The organism is Lacunimicrobium album (genome assembly GCF_052161635.1).
In the GTDB taxonomy this organism is placed as follows: domain Bacteria; phylum Planctomycetota; class Planctomycetia; order Planctomycetales; family Planctomycetaceae; genus SXPC01.
Genome location: NZ_CP197413.1, coordinates 604,509 through 623,533, shown reverse-complemented (window position 1 = coordinate 623,533; position 19,025 = coordinate 604,509). Strand labels below are relative to the sequence as shown.

General features: G+C 54.8%; 17 protein-coding genes. 10 read left to right on the top strand and 7 right to left on the bottom strand.

Translation table 11 applies throughout. From position 1 onward, the window contains the following. Window positions 1–77: 77 nt before the first annotated feature. The 4 genes from SH248x_RS02465 to floA form a co-directional block, all read right to left on the bottom strand. Window positions 78–1,169: a hypothetical protein gene (locus SH248x_RS02465; protein WP_459556938.1), complete on the bottom strand. Its 1,092-nt coding sequence runs from the start codon at window positions 1,167–1,169 to the stop codon at window positions 78–80. A 376-nt stretch (window positions 1,170–1,545) separates the two neighbouring features. Continuing rightward, a complete protein-coding gene (locus SH248x_RS02460) occupies window positions 1,546–2,622 on the bottom strand; it encodes a 3-oxoacyl-ACP synthase III (protein ID WP_459556937.1) in 1,077 nt (358 codons plus the stop codon). 143 nt (window positions 2,623–2,765) lie between these two features. Further along, window positions 2,766–3,005 carry a hypothetical protein gene (locus SH248x_RS02455; protein WP_459556936.1) on the bottom strand — a complete coding sequence of 80 codons (240 nt, stop codon included), beginning with the start codon at window positions 3,003–3,005 and terminating at the stop codon, window positions 2,766–2,768. 415 nt (window positions 3,006–3,420) lie between these two features. Continuing rightward, the gene (floA, locus tag SH248x_RS02450) at window positions 3,421–4,389 is read right to left on the bottom strand and encodes a flotillin-like FloA family protein (RefSeq protein ID WP_459556935.1); all 969 of its coding nucleotides are present in this window, start codon (window positions 4,387–4,389) and stop codon (window positions 3,421–3,423) included. 217 nt (window positions 4,390–4,606) lie between these two features. Here floA and SH248x_RS02445 point away from each other — a divergent pair, with 217 nt between their 5' ends. After that, window positions 4,607–5,548, top strand: a complete 942-nt coding sequence (locus tag SH248x_RS02445) for a DUF6807 domain-containing protein (RefSeq protein ID WP_459556934.1) — start codon at window positions 4,607–4,609, stop codon at window positions 5,546–5,548. An 82-nt stretch (window positions 5,549–5,630) separates the two neighbouring features. Here SH248x_RS02445 and SH248x_RS02440 read toward each other — a convergent pair whose 3' ends face one another. The 3 genes from SH248x_RS02440 to SH248x_RS02430 all read right to left on the bottom strand — a co-directional run bounded on the left by SH248x_RS02440 (window position 5,631) and on the right by SH248x_RS02430 (window position 8,655). After that, entirely contained in the window at window positions 5,631–6,005 is a 375-nt protein-coding gene (locus SH248x_RS02440) for an STAS domain-containing protein (protein ID WP_459556933.1), read from the bottom strand. 193 nt (window positions 6,006–6,198) lie between these two features. Next, window positions 6,199–7,296 (bottom strand): pyridoxal phosphate-dependent aminotransferase, encoded by a 1,098-nt coding sequence (locus SH248x_RS02435; RefSeq protein ID WP_459556932.1) that lies wholly within the window; start codon window positions 7,294–7,296, stop codon window positions 6,199–6,201. Window positions 7,297–7,503: 207 nt separating this feature from the next. Beyond that, window positions 7,504–8,655, bottom strand: a complete 1,152-nt coding sequence (locus tag SH248x_RS02430) for a molybdopterin-binding domain-containing protein (protein ID WP_459556931.1) — start codon at window positions 8,653–8,655, stop codon at window positions 7,504–7,506. A 740-nt stretch (window positions 8,656–9,395) separates the two neighbouring features. Between SH248x_RS02430 and SH248x_RS02425 the strand changes: the two genes are divergently transcribed. The 9 genes from SH248x_RS02425 to SH248x_RS02385 all read left to right on the top strand — a co-directional run bounded on the left by SH248x_RS02425 (window position 9,396) and on the right by SH248x_RS02385 (window position 18,989). Beyond that, entirely contained in the window at window positions 9,396–10,232 is an 837-nt protein-coding gene (locus SH248x_RS02425) for an OmpA/MotB family protein (protein WP_459556930.1), read from the top strand. Between the two features lie 90 nt (window positions 10,233–10,322). Then, complete coding sequence (locus tag SH248x_RS02420; protein ID WP_459556929.1) at window positions 10,323–11,243, top strand: glycosyltransferase family 2 protein; 921 nt, start codon at window positions 10,323–10,325, stop codon at window positions 11,241–11,243. Window positions 11,244–11,421: 178 nt separating this feature from the next. Beyond that, window positions 11,422–12,696: a beta-ketoacyl-[acyl-carrier-protein] synthase family protein gene (locus SH248x_RS02415; protein WP_459556928.1), complete on the top strand. Its 1,275-nt coding sequence runs from the start codon at window positions 11,422–11,424 to the stop codon at window positions 12,694–12,696. A 123-nt stretch (window positions 12,697–12,819) separates the two neighbouring features. Further along, window positions 12,820–13,080, top strand: a complete 261-nt coding sequence (locus SH248x_RS02410) for an acyl carrier protein (RefSeq protein WP_459556927.1) — start codon at window positions 12,820–12,822, stop codon at window positions 13,078–13,080. 129 nt (window positions 13,081–13,209) lie between these two features. Next, window positions 13,210–14,637 (top strand): phytoene desaturase family protein, encoded by a 1,428-nt coding sequence (locus SH248x_RS02405; RefSeq protein ID WP_459556926.1) that lies wholly within the window; start codon window positions 13,210–13,212, stop codon window positions 14,635–14,637. 227 nt (window positions 14,638–14,864) lie between these two features. Next, window positions 14,865–15,959 (top strand): NADH:flavin oxidoreductase/NADH oxidase, encoded by a 1,095-nt coding sequence (locus SH248x_RS02400; RefSeq protein WP_459556925.1) that lies wholly within the window; start codon window positions 14,865–14,867, stop codon window positions 15,957–15,959. A 299-nt stretch (window positions 15,960–16,258) separates the two neighbouring features. Beyond that, window positions 16,259–17,692, top strand: coding sequence for a phytoene desaturase family protein (locus SH248x_RS02395; protein ID WP_459556923.1), 1,434 nt, complete (start codon window positions 16,259–16,261; stop codon window positions 17,690–17,692). Window positions 17,693–17,817: 125 nt separating this feature from the next. Next, complete coding sequence (locus SH248x_RS02390; RefSeq protein WP_459556922.1) at window positions 17,818–18,246, top strand: 3-hydroxyacyl-ACP dehydratase FabZ family protein; 429 nt, start codon at window positions 17,818–17,820, stop codon at window positions 18,244–18,246. 5 nt (window positions 18,247–18,251) lie between these two features. Continuing rightward, window positions 18,252–18,989 (top strand): ATP-grasp domain-containing protein, encoded by a 738-nt coding sequence (locus tag SH248x_RS02385; RefSeq protein WP_459556921.1) that lies wholly within the window; start codon window positions 18,252–18,254, stop codon window positions 18,987–18,989. Window positions 18,990–19,025: the final 36 nt, after the last annotated feature.

Genomic DNA, 19,025 nt, shown 5'->3' with positions numbered 1-19,025 from the left:
GCGCCAGCAAACCCACGTCTACGCAAAGCAACGGTGAGGGCAAAACAAGCCCGGTTCGCTCTCTTGAGTAACTCTCGTCACCCACCTGCAAAATACAAGTACCCGCTCACTGCACGTCCCAGACGATCATCCGCAAGGTAATACGGCCACACGTGACGCAGTCTCAGGGAACCCGTCACATCAATCTCGGAGATCTTAACGGCTTGTGGACCGATATTGCGCACATCAAGCCTGGTGAATCCTGCTTTGCCTGCTGCACGTCTGGAGAAGGGACGAATCCACGGGTAAACCGCGAGCGCCGCATCGTGCTGGTTTCTCAAATTCAGCATACATTCGATCGGATTGAGGGCACACTCATAACGATGCCCCTGGCATAGCCAATCGTGGTCAATCGCCGCAGCCGCCAGCACGACACGAATTCGTCGCTGCCCCATCGTCCGAACGCGGTAGCCGTCGACTTCACCACCACCACGCAGGTGCATCGAAGAAACGACGACACGAGCTCCGTGGCTGTGTCCAATGATGGACAGTGGAGACTCATAGGGCAAAGATTCGAGCATGTTATGAAGGTACAGCCCGTTGAAACCCGCTCGTTCACCCAAGGGTTTGGCATCTAAAAAGGGAATGCCCGTGATGGCTTCATCTGACGGCCAGGTAAAGAAGACGACCTGAACCGGACGACCGCAAGCACTCTTCTTGATCCAGCGATACGTATCGCAGGAATCTTCGAGTACCGTTTCCCAGGTCACGAAGCTGCCGTGGACGTACACGCAAATCGGGATCCCAGGTTGTAACCAGTTTTGAAACGACGCCTGATTCGATGAGATCATCTGACAACCGGGCGCCCAGTGAAAGTAATCCATCCAGGCCGTCGAATTGTTCTGCACGCGTTCCTGACACAGCCGACGCGAACTGACGATCCAAAACCCGTCCGGAACGACAATCTCATTAGACAGCGGCGAGGAAAGCGTCTGGGGCTCGCCAATCGGCGGCAGCGTGGGCTGTAACGTCGCGACCTGACTGTCGGCCTCTGTCAGCGGTGGCAATAAAACCGGTTGTTCCGCTTGTCCATACGCGACCGAACCACTGACTGTCGTCATCAGGACGATGGTCATCAGGATGAACGTCCGAAACGTCCCCATCCAGGTCATTGGCGTGACAGCTGACAACGGATTCTTTCTTTGTGAGCACTGACCAAGTGAGTGAGCGCAGGATTGCCTACTCTCAAGTTCGGACAATTTTTCGACCGAGTCCAGCGCGATTCGAGTTTTAAGCCCCGAAAACAAGCGGTGCGCAGCCAGTCAAATGAGTGATGTGCGATTTAGCAGATATGTCAGGCAAACGGTGTGTGTGGGAGGTCGGGGCAAAAGGGGTTATGCCAAGGAATCGGCCAAGAGGAAACGCTCGTTTGAAGTCATGGACATCATCGTTGCTGCCAATTGTCGTCTTTGCGATGCATTCTTTAATCGCCATTTAATGACGACTTAATGTTCGACTCGGATTGAACTTGAACGAATCAAGCTTCGCTTTTGTCGTAATGTGTTCTTACCCCAGAACCTGCGACTTCACATTCACCCCCTGATACGTCAGCCCGGCCATCATGCAGTTGAGCCCGGAACCGATACCCAGCAAGGCAATTTTTTCGCCCGATGTGACATGGCCATTTTCCAGAGCGAGTACCAGGGCGGTGGGGAGGGCGACAGCACCCGTGTTTCCCATATATTCGACGACGGGATAGTCTTTCGACTCCGGAACATCGAGCGATTGCAACAGCAGCTTGCGGTGTGCCTTGCCGACCTGATGCGTGATGACCTTATCAACCTTCTCTGCTTCCCAGTGAAGATGATCCAGAAACGTCGGCCACTGCGACTTCGCGAGGTTGACCCCGGCATGCAGCAGGGCTTCCGAGTCGGTCGACATCCGCAGACCAGCCGAGGGGGCTGCCTGATCATGACCACCGGCACAAAGGGAATGGGAGGCGGTATCGCAGGTGGAAATTGCACCAACCAGCTTCGTCTTATGACGACTGATCTTCTCATGACACAAGACAAACGCTGCGGAGCCCGATCCAATTGTTAGCGAGGCAATGTCGTATTTGATGGATTGCCTTGTTAACGCTTCATCCGCGATAAGAGACTGAATCGTGCTTTCGACGAGTGGACGTCCGACTTCCGTCCCGACGATGATCCCTGCCTGAATCTGGCCCAGTTCGATCATGCTGGCCAACAAGGTCATACCATTCAGCAATCCCAAACAGGCGTTGCTCACATCGAACAGCATGCAGTTGGAGGAAAGGCCAGCATTCAGGTGAACAATATTGGCTGTCGCAGGTTCCATCTGATCGCGACAGACAGAACCGTGAATGAGAGCCCCGTAAGCCTCGATGGGGAGTCCCGCTGTTTCGACTGCGAGTTTTGCCGTCTTCGAGCTGATCTGGCCTGGTTTTGTCCCGGGAGCGTAGAAGCGGCGCTCTTGAATTCCGGTCATCAATTCCAGTCGGCCTGCTGGCAGACGCAATCTTTCATAAACAGGAGCCAGTTGTGTTTCGATATCACTCGATGAAACAACATGCGGTGGAAGAATTGCGACCGCGGCTTCGAGGCAAACGTGTTGGAACTGCATAATCAGACGTTTCGAATTCCCGCCGAACCCGCGACCATGAGGGAGCGCATCTGTTGTTCAGGACAAGGTCGACAGACAAATGAAAAAAGCCTGTCGAATCATCAAGACACGACAGGCTGTTCGCTATCCAGGGCGGGGCGTTATCAGGCTTTTTGAGAGGCCTGATGAGCCTTTTCCTGTCCGCTGATCAGTTGGCTCAGTTGAGCCACTTCGCGGATTTGTTGATTTCGTTGCGTCACGAGATCTTCCGTCGGATCAAAAACTTCCAAAGCAATGGCGTTTTTGACATAGCGAAGACCGCGTAATAGGATTTCCTGTTGGTCAGGATTAAGTTCTAGTGTCATAGAATGTGCCATGAGAAACTCCGGGTTAACAGCGTCCATGCGACGACTGTAAAGTCTCAAAGACAGATGCCATTTTCAAAAAATGCTCAGGTCATTCAGACCATCTGCATTCGCAGAAACAGCAACTCTGTCATTGGCAGCATTATCCGTAACTCTTGCCAATGAGCAAAACAGAAAAGTGAGGTTTACCGACCACTCAAGATCGATCTTTCCTTAGATCGAATTTGCGGTCGCTGAACTTTGAAGATCAGGGGGCGGCAGTCAATCTTGTTACAAGTGGTTGACCGCGATAATCCTCAGTGTTACCTGCCTCAGCAAGCAGACCACCGACTCAAGGTTAGAGGGGCTAGGTGAGTTGGTCAAGTATCTTCCATGAAAATCATGGCTTACATCGAGCAGAGCCGTGTCGGAAAGGGATCTGGTTCCCCTCCAAACGTCAAACTCCCCCGATAACTCATGTGGCGGGATTGATGCGTAGGCTCCCCGAGCGAAACGCTTCCGCCATCGATTTAGGAATTTCTGCTTCTGCGAGGACCACGAGCGCCCGATTTTCCTGCGTCAATGCCTTCATCTCCTGTTCAGACGCGACTGCTCGTGCCCGACGCTCCTCGGCTTTCGCCCGCGCGACCCGGACATCCGCTTCAGCTTGATCCGCCTGCAAGCGAGCTCCGACGTTGTCGCCGACGTCAATATCCGCGATGTCGATCGAGACGATCTCATAGGAAGTCTGCGAGTCCAAGCCTTTGCCCATGACTGCCTTCGCGATCAGCATCGGATTAGAGAGCACGTCTTTATGCGACGCACAGGAACCGATCGCTGAGACGATCCCTTCCCCGACTCGGGCAATGATCGTGTCTTCGGTCGCACCGCCGACGAGCTGGGACAGGTTTGTCCGCACTGTGACGCGGGCTCGAGCCTTCAACTGAATTCCGTCCTTGGCGACGCCATCCAGGGTGTTACGTGCATTCTTACGAGTGTCTGGACAGTCAATGACTTTCGGATCGACCGAAGTCTTCACCGCTTCGAGTACATCACGACCAGCCAGATCGATCGCAGAGGCTGTCTGCCAGTCGAGTTCGATTTTCGCCCGGTGAGCAGCAATCAATGCCTGCACAACGCGGCGTACATTCCCACCCGCCAGATAATGCGCAGCCAACGCATTCGTAGAAATTGACTCCAGACCTGCCTGCACGGCCATGATCTTCGTATCAACGATCACGTGAGGATTCACTTTTCTCAGTGACATCAGCACCAATGTGATCGGATTGATACGGGCATGCGTCACGGTCGCCCGCAGCCACAACTGAAAATATTTCCCCAGGAGAAACAGAAATACGATGGCAATCACAACGGCCAGCATCCCGAGGGCAATCAGGATGATGGTAAAGGTTGGATTACTCAATAAACCGTCTGCAGCGAGCATGGTGCACGTCCTTGGAACACATGATGATTGTGATTCGACGCCAAATCTCTCAATCGTAGATGTCGAGACTTTTATCCGTCGAAGCGATCAGGCACTATTGTATTGAGGAACACCTGATTGTCCAATTTTGGGATCTGATCACCCAAATTGCGAGGCTAAAGGCCCTCAATCTCGAATAACGCGTCCTGTTCGGAAAAAGATCAAAAGGATTCTTACCATGCTAACGACCCGCCTGGGATCACTCGCCCTCCTCCTCTGCATCCAGCTTTCCCTGGTTTCTACCGCTCTTGCCGCTGACGGACTTCATATCGAAAAAGCCGATGGCAAACTCATCATCACCAACGACGGCAAACTCGTCACCAACTATTACTACAGCGACAAAGCTCCCAAGCCCTACTTCTTCCCCGTCAATATTCCCGGCACGGATGTCTCTTTTGTCCGCCCGATCCAGGAACCTGATGCGGATGGTAAGTACCCGAAAAGCTACGATCACAAACACCACCGCGGCATCTGGATCGGCGTCGAGAAAGTCATAGAACTCGACCACTGGATGGAAAAGCATCCGACAGTCAACAAAGACATCGCCATCGAGAAAGCCACCGGCGATTCCGTCAGCTTCACTGCCTCCAATGAATGGCAGGACGACCAGAAGCAGCCCGTCCTTCTCGAATCAACTCGCTACACCCTTCACGCCAACGGCCTCTGGATTGTCGAAGTCACGCTGACTCCCGTCGAAGACAAAGTCATGATCGGCGATACCAAGGAAGGCTTCCTCGGCATCCGTATGGACGACGATCTCCGCGGCGATGTCGGCGGACTCATCATCAACGCCGATGGGCTCAAAGGCGAAAAAGGTGCTTGGGGGAAATCCTCATCTTGGGTCGATTACACGGGCGAACGCAACGGTCAGCGGATTGGAGTCGCCCTCTTCGATGATCCCGCCAACTTCCGCGAAGGCCTCTACCACGTCCGCAACTACGGCCTGTTTTCCATCAGTCCCTTTGGCCCGTCTTCCTACTCGAACGCCAAAGAGCCTGAGCAACCCGTCATTCTCAGCAAGAAAACTCCACTCAAACTCCGCTACGGCATCTACATCCACAGCGGCAGCGCCGAAGAAGCCAAAGTTGCGGAAACCTACCAGCAATTCTTAAGCAAGTAAGAACGCCGGTTCGACGTCAGAGAAAGTTCATCGCCGGGTGGCTGGGGTCAGGATCGTTTGCTGACCCCAGAATCCGCTCCCATTATGAACTCGGAGCATTCAACGCGGAGACGGCATCTTCCCGCGTCGGGTAATAGGGCCAGATTTTGAACAGGCTCATGTTCTGTAGCACTTCGAGCATCTGCGGAGCAGCTCCACAAACAACCGCTTTACCGCCGCGGTTTTTCTTCTCTCTGGCAATCGTGATCAGTGCGCCAATGAACTCAGACCCGAAGTAATTCATGTTCGACAGGTCGATGATCAGCCCGCGGTACTTCTTATCCGCCGCCATCGTGCGGACGTAGTTGCCTTCCATCTGCAAGTCCGCGTAACGGAAGCTCGCCCCTTCGCTCTGAGGAATCAGAACGAGGTGGTCTTCGACGGTCTCAGTACGAAAAATTTTGAGGTGGGTGGCCATACTTAGATAGGATCAATCAAGTGGTGAGCTACTAGGACAGGCGTGATCCTAACAAACCGATTTAGCCAAATGAAGTGCGAATTTGACGAACTCGGCAGTCGCCTGCTTCAGAACCCCTCCGAATCGCGCAAAAATACGCAATTGCTTCAATTTCACGGAATGTCCCGAGACGTCCGGGTCGTCCCAAGTTTAATTACCGGATCTTATTGAGGATCTCGACCCCGCGCTCGAGGTTGCGATCATCCGACGCGTACGACAGCCGGAAGTGCGTGTCCTGATCAGAGAAGACATTCCCCGGGATGATGAGCAGGTTGTTCTCAATCGCCTTTTTCACGAACTCGGTCGCGGTTCCCCAGGGGGCCTTGATGAACATGTAAAACGCGCCGTCGGCTCCCTGAATGTCATAACCCTTCAGGTTGTCCAGCATGTAGTCCCGCTTGCGTTTGTAGTCTTCGACAACAGAGGAGAGATCCATATCGAGGGCCGTGAGTGCCGCCCATTGCGTCGGCTGCGGGGCACAGACGTAGGTAAACTGCTGCAGCTTGATCATCTGCTCCATGACTTCACTTGGCCCGTGGCAAAAGCCAAGGCGGAGCCCTGTCATCGAGTGAGACTTGCTCAAGCCGTCGATGACGATCGTTTGATCGTTGAAGAATGCAGGGCTGGTGAATTCCTGGTCGTAGCAGTAGAGGCGGTAAATTTCGTCGCTGATGAGGGCGATGTTCTTGTCTTTGGCAAGTTGAGCGATCGCTTTCATATTCTCTGCAGAGGCAACCGTTCCCGTCGGATTAGACGGGCTGTTGGCAATGATCAGCTTCGTCTTGGGCGTGATCGCGGCTTCGACCTTCGAGATATCCATCTGGAAGTCGGGGTAAGAATTGATCGGAACAACTTTCCCGCCCGCCAGGTTCGTGAGATGCTTGTACATGACGAACCACGGATCGAAGACAATGACTTCGTCCCCGGGATTGATCAACGCCAGCAACGCCAGGTTGAGCGCTCCGCTCGTTCCCGATGTCACGAACACTTTCCGATTCTGATGTCCATACGTGCGGTCGACCTCTTCCTGCAACCGCTCGACCAGCGGCAGGATCCCCTGCGTCTGGCTGTAGGCGTTTTTGCCATCATCGATCGCTTTCTTAAGAGCGGCTTTCACCGGCTCGGGCGTATCGAAGTGAGGCTGTCCGATACTCAGATTGACCGGGTCCTTCATCTTCGCCGCGAGGTCAAACACCTTGCGAATCCCCGAGGCATCAATCAACGACATCCGGTCAGCAATCCAGGGGTGCATCGTATGGGCTTTCGTTCTTCAAATGTCCCTTCTCCCTTGAAGGGAGCGGTCTCTTCGTTCCTTCTCCCTTGAGGGGAGAAGGTGGCAGCGCTTCGCTGGGGCAACCATCCATATGCAATTTACCCACAGGCAAAAGTCTCCGTCGGCATGTTCAGACAGTCTCTTATTAGTAATCCCTCCACCGGCAAACGGGAAGGATGACAGTCGTCATGTCAGTAAGTTCGTCAGGATTTCTGTCAGACGGGGAGAAACCGTGGAATTCTCCGCATTTCGGACAGGAACGGGAACGCCATCAAAACGCAGGACATAACTGGCGACATCCGCGCGACTCGTTCCAATGACAACCTCGGCGACTCCGCCCATCTCTGGCGAGAGACGGACGATCTTCAGCGTTCGACCGGATTGGGAAACAAGGTCATTTAGTCGCTCGTTATCTCGGTCGGAAATGAGAATCAATAAGTCAACGTCCCCCTCTTTCAACAACGCCTCTACAGATAGGTCACTCGTCATCTGCTTTCCCACCGAAGCAAAGTCGACGGCATCTCCATAACCAGTCCGACTCAACAAAACGTTGCCGACCGTCAGCGCGACGGCCTGATGCGGCATAGCCAGCAGAAACGCACGATTCTTTTCTCGCAACATGAGATGCACATCCACCAGCTGCCTCATCGCTGACGGAGTCTGCCAGGAGGGATCATCGTCTCCCACGAAAATCACCGGATAATCCGCCGCGAGCAGTACGTCGACAAGTAACAGGACATCGGGGGAAGCGTCTTTCTTTTTTCCATTCAACAGCAACTGTATCGAAGTGAGAAGGTCGTCTGCTTTCCGACAGTTGATGTCTGGTGTGACCAATGTCTGTTGAGCGAGGTCTTTGATTCCTGGTGTTCCAACCGAGAACACCGTTCTCTTCCGCGTCCCCAGCCGCTGTCCAATCTGCTCGATCGCTTCACTCCCCACATTCCAAAACACCACCACATCTGCCCGTTGCGAAACCTCCCCCAGCGTGCATGTCGATGCGCCGCGTCTTGCCATCGCCCCCGTCAATTCCGCGTCTGCGGAGGTGCATTGTGTCGTCAGGATGGCATGCTCCCGGGCTGCCAGATCCACCAGCAGATGCCCCTGAGCGGATGCCAAATGCCCATCGGCAAAGATGACCGGTCGCTGAGCATCGTGAAGCAACTTCCGAACTTCCGCCACGGCATTCTCCAGCGTGACATCCTTTTCACGAACACGAAAACGAGCCTCTACTGTCGCCTCTGCTTCCAGCTGCTTCTTCCACTCAAGGCACTTTGCGCACGGCACTTCGTCGCACAGAAGCGAACAGCCAAAGTAAGTCGTTAAAGCTGGTGACGTCATAAGCGATCCAATTAGCTATCACAACGACTCAGATCGATTCCGCTCAGATCTGGGCCGTCAAGGATTAGTTGTTTCAAGCTCGGCATCTTCCCCGTCAGACGACGATACTCATCTCCATTGAGAACGACATACTGACTATTGCGGAGATTGATAAATTGCGGTTCATTCTCCGCGCGAGTGAGAACTTCGCTCAACCTCCTCTTTGCGTCCGCAAAATCCCACTCACCTGGCATCGTCGAATCCTTTTTTGAATAGCTTATCCAATCGCATGCGGTTTTGTGCTCGTCTAGTGATTGAATAACATGCGTGCCAACAAATGCAAAGTGGATTGATTCCATTCGTGTCATCTCTGATCCGTGTCCATCTGTGTCCATCCATGGTTCAATCCTCATCCTCTGTCTCGCGAAACGAATCTCGCGCACTCTCTCACCCGAAACTTCAATCAAAATCACCCTCCAGCTTGTAATCTTTGCAGATCGTCTTCAAACCATCTGGAGATCAAGAAAATATTCTGATAAAAACTCTGCCTCTCACAAAACTTTCCTCAAGTTCACATCACTTCGGTTCGCCAAAGACATCTCTGTCGATCTGGCGTACCTCCCTTCCCAAACGACTCAGTTCCTGGGTCGCCCTTCCCGAGAATTCCTTCTCACCATTCACTTCCCTTCTCAATTTGCGTCGACAGTCTGGCTTTGCGTTTTCACGCAGGTCACGACTCACGTCCGTCGCAGGAGTCAGTCATGCTTTTTCAACGCACACCTTCGAAGTCGCTGTTAGCTTTGGCCATCCTTGTGGGCTTGAGCGGATGCTGCTGTGGAGTGCCTAAAAGCCAATATCGCATGAGCCAGATCAACGCCGCTCGCCTGCATGAGCAGGGACAGATGCTGGCCGGTCAACTCAACGAAGCTCAACAGCTCGCCAATCAAATGGCGATGGATCGTCAGCAGCTCGAGCAGGCCAATGCCGATATGGCGAACCGCCTCAATCTCGCCAATCAGCGTGTTGACAACCTCATGGCGGAGCGCGAAAACGTCCACGGCAAATACCGCGATCTCCTCGCGAGTACTGGCCAGAACGGCAATCCTCTTTCCAACGACGCCTCACGACGGCTTGAGGAACTGGCCCGACGATTCCCAGGCTTCGAGTTCGATCCGAAAACCGGCGTCAGTCGTTTCGATGAAACCATCCTGTTCGACTCGGGCAGCGACGTTCTTCGACAAGACTCCGCTCAGCTTCTGCGTGAGTTCTCAAACATCATGAACGACAACGAAGCCCGTCGCCTCAACATCCTCGTCGTCGGACACACCGATGACCAGCCGATCAACAGAGGCCCGACTCGCGCCAAGCACCCGACCAACTGGCACTTGTCGACCAACCGGGCGAACTCTGTTGTTCTCCAGCTGACCAAACTCGGCATCAACGACACTCGCCTCGGTTCTGCCGGTTATAGTATGTACCAGCCAGTCGCCGCCAACTCTGATGGACGCGGACGCCAGCAAAACCGACGCGTCGAAATCTTCGTTCTCGCTCCCGACGCCGCCGTCGCCGGTTGGGATCCTGCGACCTCAAGACGATAAGTCGACTGGACGCAAACGCCACTTCCAAGTTAGAACCAACACCCCCGCCTTACCCACGGGGGTTTTCTTTTTTGCCAGGAGGGCCCCGACATGCCGCTGTTTTCGCTGGTCGTGCCGAGCTACAACTACGCCGCCTATCTGCCTCGCGCCATCGAATCGGTCCTCGTCCAGGCGTTTTCTGACTGGGAGCTCATCGTTGTCGACGATGGTTCTAAGGATGACACTGCCCATGTGATGCAGCGTTTCGTCCGCACCGACAACCGCATCCGCTACATCCGCCAGGAAAATGCCGGCGTTTCGGTGGCCCGAAATCACGGGATCAGCCTCGCGAAAGGCAGCTACATCCTCTGCTTCGATGCGGATGATGCCCTCGATTCCCAAGCTCTCGTCCATATCTTCGAAAGCGTTTCTCTCCACCCGCGCATCAAAATTCACCTCGGCCACCATGTCTCCATCAACGAACACGGCCATCACAAAACCGCGAGAATGCAGCCCGAGTTTGAGTCGCCGGAAAAAACATTCGCAGCATTCGTCAATCGTGACTTCGGCATCGTCCACGGTGCCATCATTGTCGCGAGAGACGTCTACACCCAGTTTGGCTATCCCGCTGGTGTCACGAATGGAGAAGACCTCGTCTTCTTCGGGCACTGCCTGGCGACCCATCAGGCGGTCCGTATTCCTCATGCCCTCGCTGAGATTTACACCCACGAAGGCCGAGCACGTGATAATCTCGGACGCATCGAATCCACCGGCCTGAGCACTGTCGACCTCCTTTTCGATTCAGAAAAACTTCCCGCCAGCTGTCTGAAATACCGCAACGACTTCATTCTCCGTCGCACATTATCCCTGGCCCGCTCCTATTATATCCACGGCAAATACTCAGACGCCGCCCGCTGTTACAGCATCGCCTTCCGCCAGCGGCCTAAGGTCATGACCAATACCACGCACGCGGCCCGCTGGGTCAAATCCGGCATGCTGCAGTGGGTTAAGCAGAAGAAAAAAGCCGCCTGAGGAGTACTGTCATGGCTGTTCCTCATGACTCATAACTCGAACCTGGTGACATTTCAGTGACTGTTCTCCTCCAAATAATCCGCTACATTTCAGAAAAGCGGGCAAAAACTTGCCAATCTGCTCGCTAACCGCTACGCTTCGGTTTGCTATTCGAGCCCTTTTCCAACTGCGAGAATTGATGCCAGTGTCAGCGACCCGTCCTTCTTTCGTCCCCGCTCACGAACTTCCCGATGACCAGAGAATCGTGCTGACGGGTGTCGGGCTGACCTCTCCAAACGGCAATCACCTCGCCGAATTCCGAGCCAATCTGCTGGCCGGCAAGTCGGGCGTTGTCGATTACGAGACACGCTACATGGGCAAAACCCTGGCGGGTGTCTGTAACTTCGACGAACTTAAGTACCAGAAGCGTAAAGACCTGCGTCGAGGAACCCGCGTCGGCTCGATCTCGGTCTATTGCGCCAACGAAGCCGTCATCGACTCCGGTATCAACTGGCTGGATTACCCGAAAGACCGCGTCGGCGTTTACCTGGGAATCACCGAACACGGCAACGTCGAGACGGAGAACGAAGTCTACGAAATCTCCAAATTCGATTACGATACGAAGGTCTGGACTCACCACCACAACCCCCGCACGGTCGCCAATAATCCGGCCGGCGAAGTCACGATCAACATGGGCATTACTGGCCCGCACCTGACCGTCGGAGCCGCCTGCGCCGCGGGAAACGCCGGTTTCATCCAGGCTGCCCAAATGCTCCGTCTTGGCGAAGTCGACCTTGCGATCGCGGGTGGCGTCTCGGAAAGCATTCACACCTTCGGCATCTTCGCCAGCTTTGCCAGCCAAGGCGCCCTCGCCCACAATGCGGACGCGACAAAAGCCTCTCGCCCCTTCGATATCAACCGCAATGGGATTGTTGTCGCCGAAGGGGGCGGAATCTGTACCGTCGAACGTCTCTCTGACGCCAAAGCCCGCGGTGCGAAAATTTACGGGGAAATCGTCGGCTACGCCATGAATTCCGATGCCACCGACTTCGTGCTGCCGGATTCCAACCGCCAGTCAGAATGCATCCATCTGGCCCTCAAGCGTGCCGGCCTGCAGGCGTCCGACATCGATATCGTCAGCAGCCACGCAACGGCGACCGAACAGGGTGATATCGAGGAATGCAAAGCCCTCAACAAAGTCTTCGCAGGCACCAACGTCTCGATCAACAACACCAAGAGCTTCATCGGGCACGCCATGGGAGCAGCCGGTGCGCTGGAGCTGCTGGGCAATATTCCTTCGTTCCAGGATCATTACGCCCACGCCACCATCAACCTCGACAACATCGACGAACGCTGCCAGCTTCCAGGCCTTGTCATTAACGAGCCTCGAAAATTGAGCAAGGTTGACTATATTCTCAATAATTCTTTTGGGATGCTGGGAATCAATTCCGTGGTAATTGTCAAACGGTATTGATTCTGTCATCTTACACTGCTTAGGCGAGCGGGGGGTGTTAACCCTCTGTGTCTTCATTTTTGACATGAATTGCGATCAATCAGACGCTTATCCCAGGCAACGGATACAAGGGACACTTCTTCCATGGCACCTTCGGATATCAGGCAGGTCATTCTCGATATTCTCTCGCGGATCGCACCTGACGAAGATCTCTCCAACCTCGACGATTCCGTCTCCTTCCGTCAACAGATGGAACTTGACAGCATGGACTTCCTCGACATCGTCATGGAACTGCGCAAGCAATACCGCGTCCAGATCCCCGAAGAAGACTACCCCAACCTCGTCTCGATGGACAGCACCGTCAAATACCTGACCCCGATCCTCAAAGACACCCCCGCCAAGTAGTCAGACCGAGGAAGAAGTAGCCACAGAGGGCACAGAGTTCACAGAGAGTAATGCAATGAGAATGTTGAATCCAATCATATCTCTTCTCTGAGACCTCTGTGTCCTCTGTGGCAAAAAAACTCAGGGTGCATGATTCAGAACGTGAAATACGGAACCATCATCATCGGTGCGGGAATGTCCGGGCTCGCGGCCGGGATTCGGTTGGCGTACTACGATCAGCCGGTTGTCATTCTCGAACGCCACACCACCATCGGCGGGCTCAATTCGCTTTACCGTCTGCGCGGGCGGAATTACGACGTCGGGCTCCATGCGGTCACCAACTATGCGACCAAAGGGACCAAAGTCGGCCCTTTGAGCAAACTGCTTCGCCAGCTCCGCATCAGCTGGGATGACTTCGATCTCTCGCCGCAGAAGGGCTCGGTCGTTTCCTTCCCGGGTCACGATGTCAAATTCACGAACGATTTCGCCTTCTTTCACAGCGAAGTCGAACGGGAATTTCCGTCTCAAAAAGACGGCTTCGCCAACCTGGTCAACGCGATCAACACGTTCGACGAACTCGATCTCTCCCAGGAACCCGTCTCCGCCCGCGTCGTCCTCCAGCGTCATCTCACCGATCCGGTCCTCATCGACCTGCTCTTCTGCCCGCTGATGTTCTACGGCAGTGCGACTCCTCGCGACATGGACTTCAGCCAGTTCGTTGTCATGTTCAAGAGCATCTTCCAGCAGGGCTTCGGACGTCCCTATGCCGGGGTCCGACAAATCCTCAAAAAGCTCGTCCGACAATTCAAGGAGCAGGGCGGCGAGCTCAAACTCCGTCACGGCGTTCAGCAGATTCTCGTTAAAGACGGCAAAGCCTACGGCGTCGTACTCGATGATGGCACCCAGCTCGAAGCCGACCATGTCCTCTCCTCCATCGGCGTGGCAGAGACATTGAAGCTGTGCCCCGGATATGAACGCATCCCCGAGGAAAGCCCTTCGTTCCGCCCCGGGGACATCAGCTTCTGCGAAACGATCTACGTCATCAAAGACCAGCCACGAGACCTCGGCCACGACCCGACGATCGTCTTCTATAACCGCGCCCCGGAATTCACTTACGACGTCCCCACTGAACCCTGCGACCTCCGCAGCGGCATCATCTGCTCCCCCAACAACTTCAACTACGGCCTCGACGAACTCGGCAACGAGGTCCTCCTACAAGAAGGGATCATGCGCATTACCGCGCTCGCCAATCCCGACTACTGGCTGAACCTCGATCCCGATGTCTACATCGCCGCCAAAGAAGACTGGGAACAACGCATCTACAACGCCTCCCTCGCCTACATGCCCGACTTCCGCAGCCAGATCCTCGACATCGACATGTTCACACCCAAGACGATCAAACGCTTCACCGGCCACCTCAACGGCTGCGTCTATGGGTCACCTGTTAAACACCTGCAGGGCAAAACGCCCATCAACAACCTCTATCTCTGCGGCACCGATCAGGGCTTCCTCGGCATCATCGGCTCCATGCTCTCCGGCATCACGATGGCGAATAATCACATCCTCTCCGCGCCCTAACAAAACTCCGGGTAGCTCGGGTTGTCCCAACCCGAAGAGAACCACTGCAATCGACGTCCAACTCGCGAATGACCGTGTTTCTTGCGGCTTCGCCGTCCGGGTTGGGACAACCCGGACTACCCTTGATTCAAAACGTGTAAGGTTTTCTTCGACGACTCGACTCTCTCGAATGCTACTGCGACAATGTTGTTCGCGCTTTTGATACACCGACATTGATAGGTCCCACCATGCCCGGTCTGTTCGACACGTTCACTCTCAAAGACGTCACCCTCCGCAATCGCATCGTGGTCTCTCCGATGTGCCAGTACATGTCGATCGACGGCGTCGCCAACGATTGGCACAAAGTCCACTACACCTCTCTGGCCCGTGGTGGGGCAGGACTCGTCATCCTCGAAGCAACGGCTGTCTCCCCCGAAGGGCGGATCTCCTGGGGGGATGCAGGTCTGTGGAACGATGAGCAAGCCGCGGCCCTCGAACCGATCATCAAAGCCATTAAAGAATGGGGCGCGGTCCCCGGAATCCAGATTGCCCACGCAGGGCGTAAAGCCTCTGCCAACCGTCCCTGGGAAGGCGATGACCATATTCCCGAAGGACAGCCGAATTCCTGGGAGACGATTGCCCCCTCAGCGGTCCCGTTCGGCGCCAATCTTCCGCGGGTTCCGCGCGAAATGTCTTTGGAAGAGATTGCACGCGTCCAGGCGGATACCGTCAAATCCGTCGAGCGTGCCCGTGACCTCGGCTTCGAGTGGCTGCAAATGCACTTCGCCCACGGCTACCTTGCCCAGAACTTCTGGTCGCCCCTCTCCAACAAACGAACCGATCATTACGGCGGGAGCGCAGAAAATCGCGGTCGTTACGCACTCGAGACCCTCGCCGCTGTTCGAAAAGTCTGGCCGGAAAATCGTCCGCTCGCAGTCCGTTTCAGCGTCGTTGAATTCGATGGTAATGACGAACAGAGACTCATCGAATCCATCGAACTGCTGAAGAAGATGAAACAGCTCGGCCTCGATACCGTCGATGTCTCCATCGGCTTCAATACGCCGGACGCCCAGATTCCCTGGGGCCCGAACTTCCTGGGCGAGATCGCCAGCCGCGTGCTCCGTGAAACAGGACTCCCCGGCACCACCAGCTGGTACATCGACGGCCCAACCGGGGCCGATACACTCATCCGCGAAGGCAAGATCGACTTCGCCACGATCGGCCGCCCGTTCCTGGCCAATCCCCACTGGCCGTACTTCGCCGCCACGGAACTGGGCATTGAAAACGCGGCCTGGCAAACCCTCCCCTCCCCCTATGCCCATTGGCTGGCCCGCTACCGCTAAAATTTTCTATGGGACGAACCTGTCCCTGCCAAAACATTTCAACCAGCCCACACGCATTTAAACCCGCTGCCACCCAAAGTGGTCGCGGGCTTCTTTGTTATGCCTTCTCGTTAAAACCAGCCAGTTTCGTTCCGCTCTCTTCATCCGTGTCTATCTGTGTCCATCCGTGGTTGAAGTCTGCTTCTTCTCTTCTAACTGTGGCAATTTGCCCTGCTGCTTCCCCTCTGTGGAAAATCGCTTCCCGTCTGCTACACTTCTGTATTCCGCGTTTCGACACGTCTTTCACAGCAGAAGAGGCCATGGCTAAAGATTTTCTCAAGGATGTCAAAGATCATTACGACGTCATCGTGATCGGCAGCGGCCTGGCTGGCCTGACGGGTGCGAACGTCCTCGCCAAACAGGGCTATTCTGTCCTCCTCCTCGAGCACCATTATCAGCTCGGTGGACTGGCGACCTGGTTCAAACGTCGCGGCGGACACATCTTCGATATCTCCCTGCACGGCTTTCCCAACGGGATGGTCAAAAGCTGCCGGAAATACTGGACCAAGGAGATCGCAGACTCGATCGTCCAGCTCAAAGGGGTCCGTTTCGAGAATCCACAGTTCTCCCTCGAAACGACCTTCGACCGCGAAGACTTCACGAATATCATGATCGAGAAGTTCAAGATCCCAGCCGAGACCGTCAAAGCCTTCTTTGACACCGCTCGCAGCATGAACTTCTACGACGACCAGCAGATGACCACCCGGGAGCTGTTTGAAAAGTTCTTCCCCGGTAGGTCAGATGTCGTTCGTTTGCTCATGGAACCGATCACCTACGCCAACGGCTCGACCCTCGAAGACCCTGCCATCACCTACGGCATCGTCTTCTCGAACTTCATGAGCAAAGGGGTCTTCACGTTCCAGGGCGGCACCGACAAGCTCGTGTTGCAGATGAAAGACGAACTCGAACGCAACGGCGTCGATATCCGCATCCGCTCGCTCGTCGAGAAAGTCGAAGTCTCTCCCGATAAGCGAGTCACCGCAGTGCACGTCGGAGGCAAGCGCATTACTTGCGATGCAGTCCTGTCGAACTCCAATTTGAAGAATACGATTCTCAAGCTCGTGGGCGAGGAACACTTTGATCCTGCTTACGTCGCCGAGACGAACGCCGTCCGCCTCAACAACAGCAGCTGTCAGGTCTATATCGCCCTCAAAGAAGGCGAGAAGTTCGACTATATCGGCGACCTGCTGTTCCACTCGGAACACTCCGGCTTCGATATCAAGTCGATGCTCAGCAAAGACATCAGCAGCCGAACCTTCTCGCTGTACTATCCGGAGACGCGCCCGGAGAACGATCGCTATCTCATCGTCTCCTCGACGAACGCGAACTACGAAGACTGGGCGAATCTCAGCGAAGAGCAGTACGAAGCCGACAAAAAGCAGCTCTGCGAAACAACTCTCGACTGCCTGGAAAAATACATCCCGGACGTCCGACAGAAAATGGACTGGGTCGAAGCTTCAACGCCTCGTACGTTCCAGCACTACACTCATCACCCAGCCGGCGCATCGTTTGGCACCAAGTTTGAAGGCCTGAAAGTCTCTCAGACCCTCCCGGAACAAATCAAAGGCCTCTACCACGCTGGCTCAGTCGGGATCATCATGTCCGGCTGGCTGGGGGCGATGAACTACGGCGTCATCGTTTCCAACGAACTTGATAAATACCTCGCCGCCACTCGCACCTCAGCCGCTGTTTGAGAGATTTCACCACAGAGAACACAGGGGATCACGGAGTCTCTCAGAGAAGACTTTCTGAAACTCTTTGTCTGTCTTCTCTGTGAGACTCCGTGTTACTCCGTGACCTCTGTGGTAAAAAATTCTTTATGCATCTCGATGAAATCAAAGCCGCCATTCCTCACCGTGAGCCCTTCCTCTGGGTTGATGAAGTCGTCGAACTCACCGAGTCGAAGATTGTTGCGAAGAAAACTCTTGATCCCAAGATCGATCTCTTCGCTGGTCACTATCCTGCCTACCCCATCCTCCCGGGCGTCATCGGCTGCGAGATGACCTTTCAGGCGGCTGCGATTCTGATGTCGAAGATTGCCCCGGTGGTGGAAGGCAAAGTCCCCGTCGTCACCCGTGTCAACAATGTCCAGTTCCGCAAGATCATGCGGCCAGGACAGACGGTCCAGATCGAAGCCGAACTGACGGAAAAAATGGGCGACGTTTACCTGTTCAACGGCAAAGTCATGTCCGAAGGCAAACCTGCGACACGCCTGGAATTCGCCGTCACTGTGGCTCCTATGGAGTAACAATAATGGCGACGCTTCTCCTTTCGTCGCGTCACACCGAAGACAACCAGCTTCTCTGGCGAGCAGCGGTCGACCGCGGATGGTCTGTCCAACGAGTTCGCGGGATCACTATTCCCGAACTGGATGATTCTGAAATCATTCTTTATATCGAAGCCCTGTTCGCTCCCACCATCGCAGAGAACCTCGGCCTGCAGCTTTCGGAAGCCTCCGAAGACTGGCTTGTTCGTGTCCCCAGAGAGTTCCGTCATCGCGATGTCGAACTTCTCACACTCGTCGAAGCCCGCCAACTCACTCAACCTCGCTTCATCAAACCGCCGAACGAAAAACTCTTTCAAGCACAAGTCTTCCCGACAGGCAGCGAGCTTCCCACAGACTATGAAGACGACCTGCCCGTCCTCGTCATCGAGCCAGTCGAGTGGAAAGACGAATTCCGCTGCTTTTGCCTCGACGGCAAAGTCTTGATGTTCTCTCCCTATCTACGCTCCGGCGAATTAGCTCGTGAAACGCAGTTCGCGTTCACTCCCGAAGAACAACACAGCCTCATCACCTTCGCCGAAGAAGTCTTAAAAGCAACAACCTACTTCACCCCCCAAGCCATCGTTCTCGACGTCGGCACCCTCTCCGACGGCCGCTGGGCCGTCGTCGAAACCAACGCCGCGTGGGGCTCCGGCCTCTACGGCTGCAGCGAATCCCTGGCCTTGGAAGTCATTCGTCACGCGACTTTCAAACGAGAGTCGGCATAGCTCAATTTTTTATTGGGAGAAGTCAGCATTCGCCTA